This window comes from Acinetobacter sp. LipI_19 (assembly GCF_058242925.1).
The window spans coordinates 807826-827496 of record NZ_JBZAYK010000001.1; the positions used below are offsets into that span (position 1 = coordinate 807826).

14 protein-coding genes, 1 pseudogene and 1 riboswitch are annotated in these 19671 nt (G+C 39.0%); of the genes and pseudogenes, 13 read left to right on the forward strand and 2 right to left on the reverse strand.

All coding sequences use genetic code 11. The annotated features are described in order from the left end of the window. The 4 genes and pseudogenes from AC4CVF_RS03790 to AC4CVF_RS03805 all read left to right on the forward strand — a co-directional run bounded on the left by AC4CVF_RS03790 (position 1) and on the right by AC4CVF_RS03805 (position 4740). Entirely contained in the window at positions 1-597 is a 597-nt protein-coding gene (locus AC4CVF_RS03790) for a fimbrial protein (protein ID WP_336954063.1), read from the forward strand. Between the two features lie 86 nt (positions 598-683). After that, positions 684-1280: a fimbrial protein gene (locus AC4CVF_RS03795; RefSeq protein WP_490788915.1), complete on the forward strand. Its 597-nt coding sequence runs from the start codon at positions 684-686 to the stop codon at positions 1278-1280. Between the two features lie 89 nt (positions 1281-1369). Further along, a pseudogene (locus tag AC4CVF_RS03800) lies at positions 1370-1967 on the forward strand (fimbrial protein). A 184-nt stretch (positions 1968-2151) separates the two neighbouring features. Beyond that, positions 2152-4740: a TonB-dependent hemoglobin/transferrin/lactoferrin family receptor gene (locus AC4CVF_RS03805; protein ID WP_336954061.1), complete on the forward strand. Its 2589-nt coding sequence runs from the start codon at positions 2152-2154 to the stop codon at positions 4738-4740. A gap of 261 nt (positions 4741-5001) precedes the next feature. Here AC4CVF_RS03805 and AC4CVF_RS03810 read toward each other — a convergent pair whose 3' ends face one another. Then, positions 5002-5820 (reverse strand): sulfite exporter TauE/SafE family protein, encoded by an 819-nt coding sequence (locus AC4CVF_RS03810; RefSeq protein WP_419327823.1) that lies wholly within the window; start codon positions 5818-5820, stop codon positions 5002-5004. A 96-nt stretch (positions 5821-5916) separates the two neighbouring features. Here AC4CVF_RS03810 and AC4CVF_RS03815 point away from each other — a divergent pair, with 96 nt between their 5' ends. The 3 genes from AC4CVF_RS03815 to AC4CVF_RS03825 all read left to right on the forward strand — a co-directional run bounded on the left by AC4CVF_RS03815 (position 5917) and on the right by AC4CVF_RS03825 (position 11146). Further along, complete coding sequence (locus tag AC4CVF_RS03815) at positions 5917-6696, forward strand: AraC family transcriptional regulator (RefSeq protein ID WP_419327824.1); 780 nt, start codon at positions 5917-5919, stop codon at positions 6694-6696. Positions 6697-6907: 211 nt separating this feature from the next. Further along, positions 6908-9010, forward strand: a complete 2103-nt coding sequence (locus AC4CVF_RS03820; protein ID WP_490788916.1) for a TonB-dependent siderophore receptor — start codon at positions 6908-6910, stop codon at positions 9008-9010. Between the two features lie 747 nt (positions 9011-9757). Further along, positions 9758-11146 (forward strand): methylenetetrahydrofolate reductase C-terminal domain-containing protein, encoded by a 1389-nt coding sequence (locus tag AC4CVF_RS03825; RefSeq protein ID WP_490788917.1) that lies wholly within the window; start codon positions 9758-9760, stop codon positions 11144-11146. Positions 11147-11168: 22 nt separating this feature from the next. On the opposite strand, the gene AC4CVF_RS03830 is transcribed toward AC4CVF_RS03825, so the two are convergent. Further along, the gene (locus tag AC4CVF_RS03830) at positions 11169-11831 is read right to left on the reverse strand and encodes an epoxyqueuosine reductase QueH (RefSeq protein ID WP_483770834.1); all 663 of its coding nucleotides are present in this window, start codon (positions 11829-11831) and stop codon (positions 11169-11171) included. A gap of 377 nt (positions 11832-12208) precedes the next feature. Here AC4CVF_RS03830 and AC4CVF_RS03835 point away from each other — a divergent pair, with 377 nt between their 5' ends. The 6 genes from AC4CVF_RS03835 to AC4CVF_RS03860 all read left to right on the forward strand — a co-directional run bounded on the left by AC4CVF_RS03835 (position 12209) and on the right by AC4CVF_RS03860 (position 19667). Further along, complete coding sequence (locus AC4CVF_RS03835) at positions 12209-13123, forward strand: LysR family transcriptional regulator (RefSeq protein ID WP_336954055.1); 915 nt, start codon at positions 12209-12211, stop codon at positions 13121-13123. A gap of 483 nt (positions 13124-13606) precedes the next feature. After that, positions 13607-13708: riboswitch (guanidine-I (ykkC/yxkD leader) on the forward strand. A 30-nt stretch (positions 13709-13738) separates the two neighbouring features. After that, positions 13739-14494: an urea amidolyase associated protein UAAP1 gene (locus AC4CVF_RS03840; protein ID WP_336954054.1), complete on the forward strand. Its 756-nt coding sequence runs from the start codon at positions 13739-13741 to the stop codon at positions 14492-14494. Between the two features lie 11 nt (positions 14495-14505). Then, positions 14506-15174, forward strand: a complete 669-nt coding sequence (locus AC4CVF_RS03845; protein WP_490788918.1) for an urea amidolyase associated protein UAAP2 — start codon at positions 14506-14508, stop codon at positions 15172-15174. Positions 15175-15176: 2 nt separating this feature from the next. Continuing rightward, positions 15177-18782, forward strand: a complete 3606-nt coding sequence (gene uca, locus AC4CVF_RS03850) for an urea carboxylase (protein WP_419820237.1) — start codon at positions 15177-15179, stop codon at positions 18780-18782. A gap of 320 nt (positions 18783-19102) precedes the next feature. Then, positions 19103-19228 (forward strand): hypothetical protein, encoded by a 126-nt coding sequence (locus AC4CVF_RS03855; RefSeq protein WP_490788919.1) that lies wholly within the window; start codon positions 19103-19105, stop codon positions 19226-19228. A gap of 4 nt (positions 19229-19232) precedes the next feature. After that, positions 19233-19667, forward strand: coding sequence for a CopG family ribbon-helix-helix protein (locus AC4CVF_RS03860; protein ID WP_336954051.1), 435 nt, complete (start codon positions 19233-19235; stop codon positions 19665-19667). Positions 19668-19671 lie beyond the last annotated feature (4 nt).

A 19671-nucleotide genomic window follows, 5' to 3' on the forward strand; every position in this document is an offset into this window, starting at 1 on the left:
ATGAAGAAACTTACTCTACCCCCGTTGGCTATTTGGGCTTTACTTTTGGTAAGTGGTCATGTGTTTGCTGTAGATGGAAAAATTACAGTGAATGGTGTCGTGGTTGACCAAACCTGTACATTACAAGCTTACAATGTAATGGCAAGTGGTAAGAAAGATCTAACAATGCACTTACAAGATGTACCTAAATCTGGGTTTGCTCCCAGTACCCCACAGCAAGCTGGTGCATATTTTTTTGCAAAGTTAACAAATTCTGCGGGTGGTAAATGTGATGCAGCAACAACTAAAGCTTTTAAAGGTATCCATCTCAGTGCAATTTCAGCAACAGACTTAGATGAAACGGATAAGACCTTATTGGTCAATCAAGCTATAGGCGCCTCTGCTACAAATCCTATATTTATTCGACTAACCACTTGGCAGGGAGCAGCTGTCGACCTTTCTGCACCTTGGGGAACTCAGGCGTACTCTCCAGCAACCACGCCTATTCCGCAGCAAGATACAATTATAAATTATCTTGTTACGTATGTTTCAAAGACTGGGATTGTCGATGCTCAAAGTGTCACAGCGACTGTAAATTATAACATTCATTATAATTAATTTTTGTCTGATGGTTTCAACAGGGAACAGTATGTTTGTTGTTGATAAAGCAGTTAAAAATAATACAACTTCGTAAGGTGAATTCAATGAAGAAATTTACTCTACCTACATTGGCTATGTGGGCTTTACTTTTGGCAAGTAGTCATGTGTTTGCTGTAGATGGAAAAATTACAGTGAATGGTGCTGTGACTGATGGAACATTTACTTTACGACCTACTAAAATTCATCCAGGAACTGGCATGAAGAATATAATTATTCCGATGGCCGCTGTGCCTAAATCAAGCTTTACTGCTACAAATACGTTACAAGGGCGCACAAATATTTTTCTGGACTTAGTAAATGGTGCGGGTGATTACTGTGATGAGGCACAAAATATAGCCTTTAAAGGTATTCATCTCAGTCCAATTTCAGCAACTGACTTAGATGAATCGGATAAGACTTTGTTGATCAATAAAGCTACAGGTGCTTCTGTTAAAAACCCTGTTTTTATTCAATTAAGTGTTTCGGGTGGCAATGTACCTGTGAATCTTTCTCAGCCCTGGAATACTCAGGGAAGAAACGCTGTTTATGGCCATAGTCAGGCCGTCCACGTAAGTTATCAAGTCAACTATATTTCCAAAACAGGGATTGTCGATGCTCAGAATGTCACAGCGAGAGTAAATTATACATTGCACTATAATTAATTTTTGTCTGATGGTTTCAATTGGGAACAATATGTTTGTTGTTGATTAAGCCAATTAAAAAATAATTAAAACTTCGTAAGGTGAATTCAATGAAGAAACTTACTCTACCTACATTGGCTATTTGGGCTTTACTTTTGGCAAGTAGTCATGTGTTTGCTGTAGATGGAAAAAATTACAGTGAATGGTGCTGTGACTGATGGAACATGTACTTTACGACCTACTAAAATTCATCCAGGAACTGGCATGAAGAATATAATGATTCCGATGGCCGCTGTGCCTAATTCAAGCTTTACCCCTACAAATACGATACAAGGGACCACAAACATTTTTCTGGACTTAGTAAATGGCTTGGGTGATTACTGTGATGTGGCACAAAATATAGCCTTTAAAGGTATTCATCTCAGTCCAATTTCAGCAACTGACTTAGATGAATCGGATAAGACTTTGTTGATCAATAAAGCCACAGGTGCTTCTGTTAAACACCCTGTTTTTATTCAAATAAGTACTCCAGGTGGCTGGCATATTGTTGATCTTTCTGCGCCTTGGGATACCCAAGCAAGAAGTATTGTTTATGGGACTAGTAATGTCGCCCGAGTAGGTTTTCGAGTAAGCTATTTTTCCAAAACAGGGATTGTCGATGCTCAGGATGTCACAGCGAGAGTAAATTATACATTGCACTATAATTAATTTTTGTCTGATGGTTTCAACAGGGAATAGTTTGTTTGTTGCAGATTGAGAAAATTAAATAAAACTGCAGTTCATTGCGGTTTTTTTCTGTCTGCTTCGTCATATAACTTAGAACGCATGAAAACACAGATTATTTTAACTGAATGAAGTTAATGATTATCATTTAACCTTGGGTGAGTAAAGAATGTCTCAATCTTTATATCAGACAGCAATAAAGCCTGTTGCTTTGGCTGTTGCAATCGCACTTTCTATGGGTGCAATGAGTATGCAAACGCATGCAAATAACACTTTACCAGTAACTTTTTATCAAGTGCAAAGCGGTTCACTTACCCAAGCTTTAAATAGTTTGGCACAGCAAGCCAACGTATCTTTATTATTAGATCCAGAAAAAACTAATCGTTATCGGGTGAAGACGATTCAGGGTAAATATAGCTTAGACCAGTTTTTTGCGTTATTGGTGCAAAATACGCCATTTCAGATTCAAAAAACCTCAGCAGGTTATCTGTTAGTTGAAAAGCCCGTTACTGTACAAATCCCAGTAGTTAATACAGCGAATACAACAACAGGAAAAACAACAAGTTCAAATGCCCGTACTGATGAAAACCAAATTTATCAGATGACACCGATTGTGGTAGAAGCCATAAAAAAAGACACTATACAATTTGGCCAAAGCGTACTGAATCAAAAGGCGATTGATCGTTATCAGGCAAATAATGTTGCACAATTACTGGATCATATGCCCAGTGTTGGTTCAGCCGGATCTCCACGCCCGGGGGGGCAAACGATTAATATTTTAGGGATGGGTGGTGTAGCAGATGTTCCCATTACCTTAGACGATTCTGTTAAAACGTTTGACAAATATCGACAGGGTTCAGTCTTTATTGAGCCAGAAATTTTAAAGAAAATCACGGTGGATAAAGGACCGCATAATGTTGAAGTAGGAAATGGCGGTTTTGGCGGTAAGGTCACACTTGAAACCAAAGATGCCACTGATCTACTGGACGCTGATAAAAATATTGGTGCATTTTTAAAATATTCACGTTTTTCCAATAACAGCCAAAATACTTATACTGGTGCAGTATATGGTAAAGCAGAGAATGGATTGGTCGATGGTCTGTTTTACTATACCAATCGCGATAGTGGAAATGTAAAGCGCCCAGATGGCAGTCAGTTTTTATATTCTGGGCAAGAGCAAGAAACCTATTTAGCCAAACTGAATTTTTATCCAGCAGATGGTCATAAAATTTCTTTAAATGCGATGCAAAGTGGGCATGAGGGCTGGGAACCTTTTGCTGCTATGCGTGATCAGGATGCAGTACCAACTGAAGCAGATATTGCCAAATATGGCTATGAAGAGGCTTGGAAGCGCCGTTTGGTGGACCGTGATCAAGAAGATACCAGTTACTCAGCAAGTTATGAGTTCAACCCTGACGCTAATCCATATCTAAATTTAAAAGCGGTCGCATCCTATTCAAAGACTTATCAGCATGATCAACGCTTGCCAAGTGTAAACGGTTCAGCGGCACTGTTAGGCAACGAAAGTTGGGTGACTTATACCAATACTGCATTGAAAATAAATAATATCAGCGACATTCCAACAAATTTGGGGACGCATAAATTAAAAGTTGGCGCGCAATATCAGAAAATGGAACAAAATTCGCTGATATATGACAAGAACAATGCCAAAAAGCCAGATTATAATTTTGGTTATTACGAACCGAACTATATGCCTGCTGGCGATCAACAAATGCTCAGTGCATTTGTTGAAGATCAATATCAGATTAATAATTTCGTCATTACACCATCGCTACGCTATGATCATATCGAAAATAACGGCAAGCCAAATCGTGCATCACGATTTAATGATCCAACTGCTGGACATGATTATTCTAGTAAAACTTATACTGGCTGGTCTCCACGTTTAGCGATGTCTTGGAAACAGGCGGACTATATGACTTGGTTTGCAAATGTGAGTAAAACTTGGCGTGCGCCTCGTGTTGATGAACAATATTATGTGCAATCCGCAGCGACCACTGTTCCCTCGACTAGTCGTTATCTACTGCCTGAAAAAATGTTGGCGATTCGTGTCGGAAATGAGATGAATTTTGATGATGTGTTTAGCAATGAAGATCATCTGCAAGTTCGTTTAACTTATCATCATAATCGGGGTAGTGATGAGATATTTCGTAATCGTTCAACATTCTGTCGAGCACAAGCAGAAAACAATGCCAACAATGGCTCGGGTAGCGTAGCGGATTGTAAAGGCAACTATGATCATGGTTTTTATCGTAATGTGACTGATTACACCATCAAAGCCTATGAAGCCGAAGCCTTTTATAACCAGCCAACTTGGTTCGCAGGTTTAACTTATTCCTATATTCGCGGGCAACGTGATAATTCCCCGGTAAATCCATGGTTTGATCAAAAAACATGGATGACCAATATTCCACCGAAAAAAGCCACGGCGACTTTAGGGGTAAATGTGCCTGAACATTACTTAACTATGGGCTGGAGAGGGATATTTGTAGCTGCGCAAGACCGAAGCCTTTCTGACAATGATAAGTCAATTGCGGCATCTTCATTTTCATTACCTAAAACCAAAGGCTATTCACTACATAGTGTTTATGCAGACTGGCAGCCAATCGGTGCAAAAGGGCCTACGCTGAATTTCTCGATTGATAATTTATTTAATCGTGATTACAAAATGTATTTGGGTGAATATATGACAGGTACAGGTCGAGATTATAAGGTAAGTATTTCTCAGAAATTCTAATGTACCTGCACCAATCATACGAAATGTAAGAATGACATGGCGAAAAGTAAATTTAATTTAACCATTAAATTCACTTTTCGCTTTTTTTAATTAACTCATCAGCATAAATTTAAATCTCTAAAATCATATAATTTTTAGCACGAGGCGTTCGATTGCAACATCTATCAAATTTAACAGTTGCAGTGTTAAAACGATATATGGCTTGGTTTTCAGTTGGATTGTTAACAGGTAAGCATTAAGTCTTTAAGCTGCCAGTCTTGGTTATTGAAATAAAATACTGATCAAAACCAGCGTGAGTAATAGGATATAACCACGTTCATGCAGCTGATTAGACAATTTCCCTATCCACTTTATCGAAAGTTTCATGCCTAAAAAGCCCCCTATAATCAACGCAATTAAAGCAGGGTAATAAAAATAACCAATAAAATGCGTGCCTAAATGTTGGGGTTGAATGAATTGTCCAATGATCAAGGTGAAGCAACCTGCAAGCGCAACTGGCATACTCAAAGGATTGGCAAGGGCAACCGATGAAGACATATCCAAACCACAACGACGGAACAGGGGAACAGTCATAACACTGCCTCCGACACCCAAAGCAGCAGCTATCCCACCGATGAATATTCCGCCTAAGCCTTGCTCTGTTTTGGTGAGTAATCTTACTGTTTGAGCATTTGAGTGGGGCTGTCTGAATTGACGAATCAGACAATCAAAAATTGTAAAACACAAATAGAGTGCAAAAGCCCATTTTAACAGATGTGATGAAGTATTCAGGGCGATCAAAGTACCTAAAATTGCACCAGCAGCAATCCAATAAGCAATGGGGAATAAGTACTGCGTGTGTATTTTTCGCTGTTTATATTGCTGATAGCTTGCCAATCCTGAGTTGATCACCATCAATAACAATGAGGTGGCAACAGCACTTTTAAAAGCTAAATCATAGGCGGTAGAATGAATTGGATATTGCATACGGATTGTCGAATAAACCAAGGGAACCACCACAAAGCCCCCAGCAAAACCAAATAATATGGTGAGTATGCCACTGACAAATCCTGCAACCAATAAAATAAGATAGAGTTCCATAAGCATAGATCTTTGAAAATAAATACCAGTTTAAGGATTTCCCAATCACTAAAATTTGTTATATTCCGCATTTAATTACTCAAATCAGACAGAGATATGAAACAAATCTCGATTCATAGCGTTGAGCATTTAAAACATAAAATGATTGCGATAGAAACGCAGTATGCTGATTATTATGTGTTGAAGATGCACAGCCATAAACGAGCACAATTACTCTATGCAGCTCAGGGCATGATGCATGTTGAAACACCACAAGGAAACTGGATCATTCCACCAGAAAGGGCAGTTTGGATTCCACCACAAGTTCCGCATCAACTGACTTTGTTTAATGTTAAAACCTGTAGTTTGTATATCCTTCCTGAATACGTCCCTAGGCAGATTGAATGCTGTGAAGTTCTGTCAATTTCGCCTTTGCTTAGACAATTACTTTTAAAAGCACCAGAGTTAAATGAACCGCTTTCAAGACATGATGAGCTGATTCAAGAATTGATTTTAACCGAGCTGGAAATTTCTGAAACAATTGAACTGCATTTACCTTTACCAGAAGATAAAGCCATGTTAGAAATTTGCCAAAAGTTCTTAAAGCAGCCAAATATTCATTTATCACCTGAAGAAATTGCGATACAACTTTATATCAGCGAACGGCATTTTAGTCGGCTGTTTAAAAGTGAAGTCGGGATGTCTTTTTCAAAATGGCGACAACATGCTTGTGTACTGTTAAGTCTTGAAAAATTGCTCCAAAATCAGCCGATCCAGAAAATTGCTTATGATTTTGGCTTTAAAAATCCTGCTGCATTCACCACCATGTTTCACCGAGTTCTAGGTTTAAGCCCGACTCAATATATGGGGCATCTGCAAAATAAAACATCTAGATAAACTGTATTTTTGATTTTTGACTGAACGTTATAAAAATAAGCCTAACTTATCAGTGACCTGATTGATACAGTCGAATCATTAGAAAAAACACGTTTTATTTAAAGCATGTTGCTTTTCAAACATATATCAGTAAAAGGAAAGCGTAAAAAATAGTGATAAATATAAATGAAAATGATTATAATTATGCTTCAAGTTTTTAGGTCATTGTTTAATGCAGTTTAATAAATCCTCCCTCGCATTTTCAGTTTTTGCCATCATGCTATCCACCGCTCATGCTGAGTCAGAATCAGAGATAACGCAAAATGCTGTAAGCAATAAATTGCCAACGATTACCGTACAAGCAGACAGTGATAAAAAAGCCTATGCAGCAAAAACAGCAAGCGCGGTATTGCGATCTAAAGCACCTTTATTTGAAACAGCTCAGTCGATTAGTGCGATCACCAATCAGCAAATTGAACAAAAGCAAGCAAAAACAGTAGCAGAAGCTTTAGAAGGTGTGGCAGGCGTGACCTCTGGTCAATATGGACGAAGAGGCTGGGATGACTTTATTATTCGTGGACAAATATCCAGTTCACAAACTTATATTGATGGGTTGCGTATCCAAGCATCGGATAATGTTTTACGAGCGGAAGATATTTCAGGCTTGGAGTCTATTGAAGTGGTCAAAGGGCCAACCTCAGTTGGTTTTGGTTTGGCGCTGCCAGGGGGCTTAGTCAATTTAACCACCAAACGACCACAAGCAGAAACCGCTTACAAAGGCACATTAAGTTATGGAAGCTATGCTTTAAAAGAAGGTACATTTGACCTAAATTATGCCCCTGACAATCGTGCAAAAGGCGCTTTTCGTATTATAGGACGGGTCTCTGATCAAGATGACCCGACTGACCATGTTTATTTTAAAAATCAATATATTGCTCCATCTTACAATTTTGATCTAGGCGATAAAGATGATTTATCTGTCATTGCCAGTTATCAACACCGTGAATACATCCGTCAACAGGGTATTCCTTATAGCAAAGGCGATTATAAAAAATACCCTTCAAGTCTATTCTTTGGTGAACCTGATCATGGTTATGATATCGATGTTTATCGTCTTGGTGCAAATTATGCGCACTACTTTGACAATAATTGGGTATTTAAACAAAACTTTGCGGTTACCAAAACTGATACCCAAGGCAATCCGATATTGGCATCAGGTACAAACACACTGCCAATCATTAAACGCGCTGTAAATAATCAAGATAAGCAAGATACCAACTATACCTTGGACAGCAACCTGCAACGTAATTTTGATTTTGGAAAGATCAATTACGATGTGATGGTGGGTATCGATATGATGCGAGAGCGCAGTGATTACTATCGTAGAAACGATACCATCAATTCTTTTAATGCTGACCATCCAGCCTATGGAATTACCAGTACCAAATTGGGGACGCCAACACAACAATTGACCTATAGCCAATTTACGGGTCTCTATCTACGCAATACAATTAAAGTAGATGACCACTGGATTATCGGATTGTCTGGTCGACATGATTGGACTCAGGTTGAAATTGACGATGTATTAAAAAATAGCAACAGCAAAAACTCTGACAATGCTTTTACGGGCAGTGCATCTGTAATGTATCGTATCAATGATATGTTTGCACCATATATCAGTTATTCGACCTCATTTATGCCTGTAACAGATGCTGGAGAAAATGGTCAATTGCTGAATCCTGAAGAGGGTAAACAGACCGAAGTCGGGGTTAAGTTACAAGCACTGGATCAGCGTCTACAAGGTTATATTGCCTATTATGATCTAACCCGTAAAAATGTAACTGAAACAGATATCTCTCAAAAATTTTCAATCCAAACAGGTGAGCAAGTTACCAAAGGTTTTGAAGCAGAAATCGCAGCGGCATTAACCGATCAATGGAATGCCACAGCAACCTATAGCTATATCCCAACAGCAAAAGTCACTGAAAGTGTAATTGCCAGTGATATTGGCAAACGGACCAATCATGTAGCTAAAAATGCCAGTTCGTTATCCACCCAGTATTATTTTAGCCCAGATAAATTAGGTTGGAACATCGGTGCTGGAATTCGTTATCAAGGTTCTAGAACAGCACAGCGCAATACGGATTTTGTCTATTTACCAAGTTATACCTTATTTGATGTAAATGCGGGTTACGAAGCCAAGAATTGGGGCGCAGGTTTAACAATTAAAAACTTATTTGATCGAGAGTATCTGGCAGGGACCACACCCAATGCACAATTGGTCAATTGGGGAGATCCTATGATGGTTCGTCTGAATGTAAAATTTAAATATTAACAGTAGCTTAGTTTAGATGTTGTTTTCACTATTTGAATTTAATGCTCAGACCTAAGTTTTATGGGTATTTGAAACAATACCCATATTTTTTAATATAAAAATGCTTAGAATGAGACCTACTTAGATTTATTAAAATATTAGCGAATTGAGTGAAAACCTTAAGGGCATGGAATCTATAGTTAATCTTTCAAAACTTAGGCACAAGAATAGAATTTCTATTAATTAATATTTTTAATTAAATCAATTATATGAAGGGAATAAATTGTTTGATTATAAAAAAGCTTGCAATGCCACACCTTACATTTAACGTTTAAATACCTTTGCGCAGGCGATGCCTCACTTTTCAGAGATGAAACGATGAAAAAAATCTTCCGTTAGGCGAGGGGTACGTCCTCTACCCCCGCCAAACAGCGACATTCATGTCGCCATACGATAGAACAACTATCTAGGATTGAAAAGCATAAACAAAAACATAAGCTTTATTGATAATTAATGACTTGATGAAAATCTCTTGTATGAGGAATTAGGTGGTTTGACCATAGAACCATACTATAGCGAATTTTTACTATTGTAATAAAAACCATTGCTCCTATAGAGAAGTGATAAAAAAGCTTAAATTAAGATGCAATGAATGATGTCGATTATGCAGAGATCTGCTTGAAAAGCATTTTATGATTACAGCAATTCGATTTAAAACATTCTATAATTCAGGCCTATTTATTTTGCTGTATTTATCTAAATTTTTTTATGTCTCAGCTTTCCCAATACTTTGCTCAAAACCAATTTTGTTGTTTGGTGGAATATTTGCCTTTGATGCAAGAGGTATTGCCTGTAGCAACACAACTGGCGGGCTTTCCTGTATGTATGACTTTGTCAGATCGAGTACGTTCAGATGACGATATTGCGCCTTTAATCGCTGCACAATCTTATCCGCAACAGATTGAAAAAGTATTACATTATGCAGGTAAAGGTCGAGATATACATGATTTCAATCTTTTTTTAGTGCAAGCCAAACAACACGGACAGCAAAATTTATTGTTACTGACTGGCGATAAGTTAAAACGACATCATGATGGACAAGGTAGCCACGCTCGAACACGCTATTTAGAATCGGTGAATGCGGTCATCGCTGCCAAACAACAGGGCGGCTTTCATATTGGCGTTGCTTTGAATCCGTTTAAATATAGCCAAGCAGAGAAACAAGCGCAGTATTTAAAATTACATAAAAAACTACAAGCAGGCGCTGATTATATTATTACCCAGTTGGGCTTTGACCTCGTGGCACTTAAACAAGCACATGAGTTTTTAATTGAAGAAAACTATACACAAAAAATTCTTGCTTGTGTGATGCCACTGACTTTAGCACGAGCGAAATTTATGCTTAAACATAATGTCGCAGGTATTGTGATTACACCACATATGCTTGAAGTATTGGCTCAAGAACATGATTCTGATCAAACTGAAAATACTTATTTACGTTGTGCTTTACAAATTTTGATTTGTCAGCATATTGGTTATGCTGGTGTGCATCTTTCTGCGTGCCATAAAGCCGATGAGCAAGCGATTTTAACTAGTTATATTGAACAGTATCGACATCTTGATCTTAAACAATGTGAACAATTATGGACTCAATTATGGCAGCTTAAAACGGGCAATGAATTACGCCCAGCTGCTGTAGAAAAGTCTAAGCTGAGTAATTTGCATCAGAAAGTGAAATATCAATTTTTAGATACTATTCACAGTACCATGTTTAATTCTAGTTTGATCAAAGGGCTGGGTGCTTATATTTTTAGTGCGGGTTTTTGGAATAAAGCCCTTGCAGCAAAATTACTATTACAAGCGGAATATTTGAGTAAGCACTTTATTGTCGGGTGTGAGAGCTGTGGACAGTGTCGGCTGGCTGAAACCTTATATATTTGCCCTGAAACTTGCCCTAAAGGTTTAGCAAATGGGCCATGCGGTGGCACACATTTAGACCGTTGTGAGTTTGGGGATCGAGAGTGTATACACTCTGTCAAAGCTCGATTGGCTGAAGAGGTCGATCAAATTCAGATATTAAAAAAACAGCTGATTCCAACAGTACCGATAGAAGTACGTGGAACCAGCTCTTGGAAAAACTGGTATGTGAAGCAGTGATAAAGGGACGAGTCTGAATAAATTAATTTTCCTCGTCCATCACGTTGGTATAAAACTTTTCACCTAATTTGATTCGGTCACGACCGTTTTTCATACGCCAGCGATTGGTATCTCGCAGTGAATAAACACAGCCACAGTATTCTTGTTGGTAAAATTCTTCACGTTTGCTGATTTCGATCATACGATGTGCACCGCCACTTTTACGCCAGTTATAATCCCAATATTCAATGTGTGGATAATGTGCGGCAGCTCGGATTCCACAGCCGTTAATTTGTTGCATATCTTTCCAACGCGATATGCCCAATGAACTGCTGATTAAACTAAATCCATGTTCGTGTGCGTAGAGTGCGGTTCTCTCAAAACGCATATCGAAACACATGGTACAGCGGATGCCTTTTTCAGGCTCATTTTCCATACCTTTGGCACGTTCAAACCAATTATCTGTATCGTAGTCACAGTCAATAAATGGAATATTATGCTTCTCAGCAAATCGAATATTTTCTTCCTTACGAATTAAATATTCTTTGACTGGATGAATATTCGGATTATAGAAAAAAATTGAAAAGTCGATGCCTGATTCAATTAAGCTTTCCATGACTTCACCTGAGCACGGCGCGCAACATGAATGCAGTAACAATTTGTCGTGGCCTTGTGGGAGTGTGAGCTTTTGGCGTTCCAGAGTCATGTTAAACAATATAAAAAATGAATAATCTTCTATTGTAAAAGTTTTAACGTCTTGTGGTGCTTGAATTCACTGAAATGTTTTCAGTCTAAGCTGAAAGTTTTTAAGGATGATATTTTAAAAAGCCAGATTTAGTTCATTCACAAAGAAACTTATATAGCTGTATAGATGAAGTATGCAACTGTACAATTTATTCATTCCAAAAATCGAGCGATTTAATTGTATGGATGAGTAAAAGTATCCTCATGTTTTACGTATCATTTAAAAATGAATAAAAATAACAAATTTTAAATTTAAGTGAAAATAATTAAACATAAATGCCATCAATCCGTTATGCTATAGCCAGATCACCTTTAACATATTAATTTGGTAATGATGGAATGTTAGAACTTCGACATCTAAAAACACTGACTGCTTTACGTGAACATGGTTCATTGGTTGCAGCAGCAGGAGATTTGTGTTTAACACCTTCTGCCTTATCACACCAGCTTCGAGAGTTAGATCAATGGTTTGGTGTCGAAGTGGTGAATCGTCGCTCACGTCCTGTGAGTTTTTCTAATGTTGGTCAACGCTTACTGAAACTTGCTGATGATATCTTACCACAAGTGCAAATTGCCCAGTCTGATATTACCCGTATTGTGCATGGGCAAACGGGACGAATCGTTTTCTCTTCTGAATGCCACAGTTGTTTTGATTGGCTTATGCCGTTGCTGAATCAGTATCGTCAGCAATACCCAGATGTAGATTTGGATTTTGCCTCAGGATTTGAAGCCAATCCGCATGAGTTATTACAAACCGGTGAATTTGATTTGTTAATTACAGCAGATCCAATTGCGCTAAAAGGGGTAGAGTATTTTCCAATTTTTGAATATGAATCGAGATTGGTGCTCTCAATCACGCATCCTTTAGCACGAATGAAACAAATTACGGTACAAGAGTTGGCTGAAGAAACCTTGGTGACCTATCCAGTGGATAAGCATCGACTGGATATCATGTCGAGATTATTTATTCCTGCCAATATTCAGCCAAAACATATTCGAACTACAGATTTAACTCAAATGTTGATTCAACTTGTGGCAAGTGGTCATGGTATCGCAGCACTGCCTGATTGGGTGGTCAATGAATATGAGCAGAAGGGCTGGGTGGTTTCTCGCCGTTTAGATTGTGTCGCGCCTGAAGGTTTACGTAGAACTTTATATGCAGGTTATCGTGTAGAAGAAAAAGAAAAAGATTATTTTGATGGTTTTCTTAAGCAACTGGATAAATTCTCGAAAAAAAGAGCAACGTATTATTAAAATATATTATTAATTAATGATTCATCCTGTAGCACCTGCTTGCTGAATACGATGAATCATTTTAACACGCGCTTACTCAGGCTGGTTTTGGCCTAAATGAGCGCGTGTTTTTTATCGGGTGTTTTCGCTATATCCCTGAATTAACTTCTTAAGCAGAATATGAGCAAAACAAAGCTTGGCTTTGTTTGCAGCGTAAGGTTTGCCATGCCCTAAGTCAACCTATCGACGAACCTAAATATTTTTGCGCCGTGTTGTTTCTATGACACGTTTTTTTAAAAAGGATTTTATTAGAGATGGCTTTCAATTAGAGACCGTTTTAATTTAGAACGGGTTTTTATTTAGCACATCGCCATTTTTTAGATCATTAATAACTCATTTTTGCTTTCTATGCCCTGAAATGCACTCTTATTGCACAAATTTGGTATTACTAAAGCCTAAAATCGTAATACCAAATTGGCACATCCTTTGCATCAAATAAAATTATAAAAAGTGATCTAGGGTTCCGATACTTGTCTAAAAGAGTATGTCTGGACCGAGAGTTCGCGGTTCGAAAGAACTACACGGAGGGATAAAAGCCCGGGAGGAAGTCAATAAACTATCCGAACAGGAGTGGCTATGCATACGACAAATTATCATGATCAACAGGTCATTTGGTCTGAAAAATTACCCGGTGGACATCACTGGTCAGGTCGCATTCCCAAAGGAAGCGTACTTCAATTTAAAGCTTTATCTGCCGATGCCAATGTCTCTTTATTTTGTGTGAATGCCCATGATCGACTTGAGCGTTTTAATATGCCAGATAGTTTAAAAGGGCAACATACTGCTTTTTTAACTCAAGGTCATGTGTTGTATTCCGATTTGGGACGGGTTATGGCCTCAATTATGTATGATGATCATGGCTGGAATGACGCTTTGTGTGGTCCAAGTCGTCCAGAACAAATCCAAGCTACTTTTGGAATAAAGACATTCCAAGATGCCCGAAATCAAATGATTCAAAATGGTTTAGATGGTTTGCTGGTTGAAATGAGTAAATATTCACTTGGGCAAATTGATCTCAGCGCAACAGTGAATTTATTTTCAAAAGTGACCCCAGATGATGTGGGTGCTTTGTCTTATATCCGCTCAGACAATACTGGGCAATTCATTGAGCTGCGTTTTGAAATGGATTGCTTTGTATTCTTATCGGCTGCACCGCATGGCTTAGATCATTCAGCGCAATATTCCCCTGCTGATATAGAAATGAGACTTTTTACTGCATTGCCCTTAACGGAAAACGATATTTGTCGAGACTCATGTCCGCAAAATCAACGTGCATTTGACAATAACCAGCGTTATTACGCGCTGAGTTCATCTAATAACACACGCATTTAAGGACAATCATCATGAGCATTTTAACGTCAATCGAAAAACCTATTTTAGATCAAGCCTTGTTAAATGAAGTTTGTCCTGCGGGTGAAGCATGGATGGGCGAAGTAAAAAAAGGCCAATATTTCCGTATTGTTGATTTAGAAGGCAATCAAGCCGTCGATACCTTATTTATGTCAGCAGAAAACCCAGCAGAACGTTATAGCGCAACAGATACTTTGGCCATTAATCAGCATGTTTACCTTGAAAAAGGGACAACCTTATACAGTAATTTAGGCCGCCCAATTGCAGTGATTGTCGATGATAACTGCGGTCGTCATGACACCTTAGGCGGTGCTTGTTCATGTGAAAGTAATACGGTTCGCTATGCACATGACACCTATCCGATGCACAGTTGCCGTAATAATTTTATGTATGCATTAGCCAAACATCCCATTGCACAAAAACATCAGTTAAACGTTCGGCACATCGGCCCCAATATTAATTTCTTTATGAATGTGCCTGTCAGCTCGGACGGACATTTAACCTTTGCTGATGGTATCTCTGCCGCTGGTAAATATGTAGAAATTCAAGCTGAGATGGATTTAATCGTACTGATTTCAAATTGCCCACAATTAAATAATCCGTGTAATGGCTATAACCCAACGAAAATTCAATTGCGGATACATAATGGTATGGGAGCATAATTATGTTTAAAAAAGTTCTCATTGCCAATCGTGGTGCAATTGCATGTCGCGTGATTCGTACGCTAAAAAAACTTGGGATTGGTTCAGTTGCGGTTTATTCAGAAGCTGATCAAGATTCTTTACATGTGACTTTAGCCGACGAAGCATTTTGCATTGGTGCTGCACCAGCACAACAAAGTTATCTAAACATTGCAAAAATTCTTGAAATTGCCAAGCAAACAGGTGCTGAAGCAATCCATCCAGGTTATGGATTTTTATCTGAAAATGCGGAGTTTTGTGATCTCTGTGAAAATCAGGGTATTGCTTTTATTGGACCAACCTCTAGTCAAATGCTGGATTTTGGTCTAAAACATACTGCCCGTGAGCTGGCGATTAAAAGCCAAGTGCCGTTGTTGCCGGGGAGTTCTTTGCTTTCTGGTGAGCAAGAAGCAGTCACGGAAGCTGCACGTATTGGCTATCCTGTGATGTTAAAAAGTACTGCGGGTGGTGGTGGTATTGGTATGCGTTTAGTTTGGAACGAATCTGAACTCAAAGACGCTTATCAAACCGTTTCGTATTTGGCTCAAGCCAACTTTAAAGATGCAGGGTTATATTTAGAAAAATTTGTGCAGCATGCTCGACATATTGAAGTACAAATTTTTGGTGATGGAAAAGGGCAGGTGTTGGCTTTAGGGGAACGCGATTGTTCTGTACAACGTCGTAATCAAAAAGTCATAGAAGAAACACCCGCACCGCATATAACCGATGAGCAACGTGACTATATTCAAACTGTCGCAATTCAACTTATGCAATCTGTGAATTATCGTTCAGCAGGTACAGTTGAGTTTGTGATGGATACTGAAACTGAGCAATTCTATTTCTTGGAGGTGAATACCCGTCTGCAAGTTGAGCATGGTGTGACAGAACAAGTCTATGCCGTGGATCTGGTTGAATGGATGGTGACTTTGGCCAGTGGAGATTGGACAGCACCCATTGAAAAATTAGTGTCAAAAGGACATTCAATTCAAGTTCGTTTATATGCGGAAGATCCGATTAAACAATTTCAACCCAGCGCAGGCTTACTCACCTATGTGCAATTTGATCAAAATGCACGGGTCGAAACATGGGTCGAAACTGGTTCAAATGTGTCTTCATTTTATGATCCCATGCTTGCCAAAATCATCGTGACAGCATCTGATCGAGGTTCAGCAATTCAAGCCATGCAATCAAGTCTGGCAGATACACAGATTGCAGGCATCGAAACCAATTTGGAATATCTACAAAATATTATTGCGGGTGAGGTGTTTAATTCAGGGACACAAACCACACGCTTCTTAAATACATTTGTATGGAAAACCCAAAAAATTGAGGTTTTACAATCGGGCATTCAAACCGCAATTCAGGATATTACAGGTCGTTTAGGTTACTGGGATGTGGGTGTTCCACCATCAGGAGCGATTGATCCTTTGAGTTTAAATGTCGCCAACCAACTTTTAGGTAATCCTTATAATACTTCTGGATTGGAATGTACGCTGCAAGGCCCGAGTTTAAAGTTTCATTGTGATAGTCAAATTGTGATTACCGGCGGCGATATGCCATCTAAGCTGGATGGCGTACTGGTTCCAATGTGGCAAACCGTGAATGTTAAAAAAGGTCAGGTGTTAAAGTGTGGAACAATGAGTACGGGATGTCGAAGCTATATTGGGATCAAAGGTGGCTTTCATGTTCCCGAATATTTAGGATCAAAAGCAACCTTTACTCTGGGGCAGTTTGGTGGGCATGCAGGGCGTAATTTATTAATTGGAGATATGCTTGCGATTACTGAATATTCATCTGATCAAAGCAAAAGTTTAGCCACAGATCAAATCCCTAAATTTGCGCGTCATTGGGAAATTGCGGTGATGTATGGTCCGCATGGCGCACCAGATTTCTTTACCAAAAACGATATAGATAACTTCTTTAGTAACCAGTTTGAGATTCACTATAATTCCAGTCGTACAGGCATTCGCTTGATTGGCCCAAAACCAGAGTGGGCACGTGAAGATGGCGGTGAAGCAGGTCTACATCCTTCAAATATTCATGACAATGCTTACGCAATTGGTGCGATTGATTTTACAGGCGACATGCCGATCATCTTAGGGCCTGATGGTCCAAGCTTAGGTGGCTTTGTTTGTCCAGCTGTGGTGATTCATTCAGAACTTTGGAAAATTGGTCAGCTTAAAGCAGGGGATAAAGTTAAATTTATTCCTGTGAGTTATGCCCAAGCAAAAGCCTTGGATCAAACATATCATCAAAGTATTATCGCTTCTGACACAGATGCAGTGAATTTTAATCCTGTATTCCACGCAGAAAATGACACATTAGAAAATGCTGTTTTAGCCACACGCGTAGGACAAGCACATTTACCCAGTGTGACTTACCGACCTGCGGGAAATAGCTATGTATTAGTTGAATATGGTGATCTGGTTTTAGACTTAAATCTACGTTTCCGTATTCATGCTTTAATGCAATGGGTAAAAGACCAGAATATCCACGGAATTATTGATCTCACACCGGGGATTCGTTCATTACAGATTCATTTTGATTCAATTCAAATTGATCAACTTGAGCTCTTGGAAAAACTTCAACACGCGGAAGCGGAACTGCTAGATATACACAATATGCAAGTCCCTTCACGGACGGTGTATTTACCACTGGCATGGGAAGATTCACAAACCCAATTGGCGACTGAGCGCTATACGCAAATCGTCCGTCCTGATGCACCGTGGTGCCCTGATAATATCGAGTTTATTCGTCGTATCAATGGCCTAGCATCCAAGCAAGCGGTAAAAGATGTGGTTTATAGTGCCAATTATCTGGTCATGGGATTGGGTGATGTGTATTTAGGCGCACCCGTTGCCACACCACTTGATCCGCGACAGCGTTTGGTCACAACAAAATATAACCCTGCACGGACTTGGACACCGGAAAATGCTGTTGGTATCGGTGGGGCATATATGTGTGTTTATGGTATGGAAGGTCCCGGGGGCTATCAATTTGTGGGCCGTACTACACAAATGTGGAGCCGTTATCGTAAAAATGCCAATTTTGAAGCTGGCAAGCCGTGGTTATTACGCTTCTTTGATCAGGTTAAATTCTATGAGGTTTCAGAAGCAGAATTGCTACAGATGCGCGAAGATTTTAAAGCAGGGCGGTTGCAACTACGTATTGAAGACGGGGTGCTTAATCTAAAAGAATACAATGATTTCCTTGCTGCAAATCAGGACAGTATTCATGCTTTTAAACAGAGGCAACAAGCCAATTTTGAAGCAGAGCGCCTTCGTTGGCATGCTGCAGGTTTACAAGAGTATGTCTCTGAAAGTTTAGATACTGTAGAGGATGGTGAAGCAGTCAGTATCCCAGAAGGTGGTTGTGCTGTTGAATCACATATGCCAGGTTCAATTTGGAAAATCGAATGTGCTTCTGGAGATATTGTTGAAGAAGGTGCAACCCTTGCAGTGATTGAAGCGATGAAAATTGAAATTCCGATTGTTGCACCTGAACGGATGAAGGTGGAAGCCATCTCTATTGAAAAAGGTCAGACCGTCAAGACCGGACAGGTATTGTTTACTTTGGCACCTGTAGCCTGATAAAAGTCAGCAAAGGAGCATCAATGATGATGCTCCTTTTTTTGTAAGTATGGTTTGTTTTACTTTATAAGCAGAACTCTATGGATTGTAATAATTTACAAATACTTAGCCAACTAAAATAAAATTAGTAAAAACTTTGGATTTTAAGCACATATAACCCTACGCGCTATGCTTGTGCATTTACACTGTTTTTGCCCACAAATCGTCCATAAATACACGTTAAAACCAGCAAAAACTTGGTTAAAAACTGGCACATTTTCTGCATTGTTATATTGGTAATACAAAAACCTAATTTGGTAATACTGAGATGGAGTTGTGCTATGAATCAGGTCAAAACAACAGTCAAAAAAACACATTCGATTAAAACATTTTTTGTTGATTTATTCACTGTACGAGCAGGTGTGTATATCAAACAAAACACTCCTGTAAATAAGATAAAAGGATAACTGTGTGGCTAAACAAAAGTTGGCTCGGATCAGCATTACTGTACCAGAAGCAACGTTGAATGCACTCGATCAGAAAATTGTCGATCAGCACTATGAAAGCCGATCTCAAGCCATTGTCGACATGATCAATAAACATCTGATTGCGGAACAGGCACAGGCCAATGAGGTTATGGTGGGTACTCTGACCCTACTTTATGATGCAGGACAAATGCCACTTCGAAACCAACTGATTGATTTGCAACAAAAGTTTTTAACTCAAGTGATTAGCTCACTGCATATCCAGCTAGATCAACAAAAAATATTACAAGTCATGCTGATGCAGGGCGCAAGTTCTGAGCTTCGACATATTAGCCAACAATTTACAGCACTCAAGGGTGTGATCAAAGGGCATCTAGAGCTGATGGATGCTGTAATGCCGCCAATTCTGCAAAATGATTAAATCG

Bases quoted from the DNA above. Each gene is read 5' to 3' on its own strand.
- AC4CVF_RS03815 (WP_419327824.1), top strand. From the start codon at position 5,917: ATGAAACAAATCTCGATTCATAGCGTTGAGCATTTAAAACATAAAATG.
- AC4CVF_RS03835 (WP_336954055.1), top strand. From the start codon at position 12,209: ATGTTAGAACTTCGACATCTAAAAACACTGACTGCTTTACGTGAACAT.
- AC4CVF_RS03820 (WP_490788916.1), top strand. From the start codon at position 6,908: ATGCAGTTTAATAAATCCTCCCTCGCATTTTCAGTTTTTGCCATCATG.
- uca (WP_419820237.1), top strand. From the start codon at position 15,177: ATGTTTAAAAAAGTTCTCATTGCCAATCGTGGTGCAATTGCATGTCGC.
- AC4CVF_RS03825 (WP_490788917.1), top strand. From the start codon at position 9,758: ATGTCTCAGCTTTCCCAATACTTTGCTCAAAACCAATTTTGTTGTTTG.
- AC4CVF_RS03830 (WP_483770834.1), bottom strand. From the start codon at position 11,831: ATGACTCTGGAACGCCAAAAGCTCACACTCCCACAAGGCCACGACAAA.
- AC4CVF_RS03855 (WP_490788919.1), top strand. From the start codon at position 19,103: ATGAATCAGGTCAAAACAACAGTCAAAAAAACACATTCGATTAAAACA.
- AC4CVF_RS03840 (WP_336954054.1), top strand. From the start codon at position 13,739: ATGCATACGACAAATTATCATGATCAACAGGTCATTTGGTCTGAAAAA.
- AC4CVF_RS03845 (WP_490788918.1), top strand. From the start codon at position 14,506: ATGAGCATTTTAACGTCAATCGAAAAACCTATTTTAGATCAAGCCTTG.
- AC4CVF_RS03790 (WP_336954063.1), top strand. From the start codon at position 1: ATGAAGAAACTTACTCTACCCCCGTTGGCTATTTGGGCTTTACTTTTG.
- AC4CVF_RS03810 (WP_419327823.1), bottom strand. From the start codon at position 5,820: ATGGAACTCTATCTTATTTTATTGGTTGCAGGATTTGTCAGTGGCATA.
- AC4CVF_RS03805 (WP_336954061.1), top strand. From the start codon at position 2,152: ATGTCTCAATCTTTATATCAGACAGCAATAAAGCCTGTTGCTTTGGCT.
- AC4CVF_RS03795 (WP_490788915.1), top strand. From the start codon at position 684: ATGAAGAAATTTACTCTACCTACATTGGCTATGTGGGCTTTACTTTTG.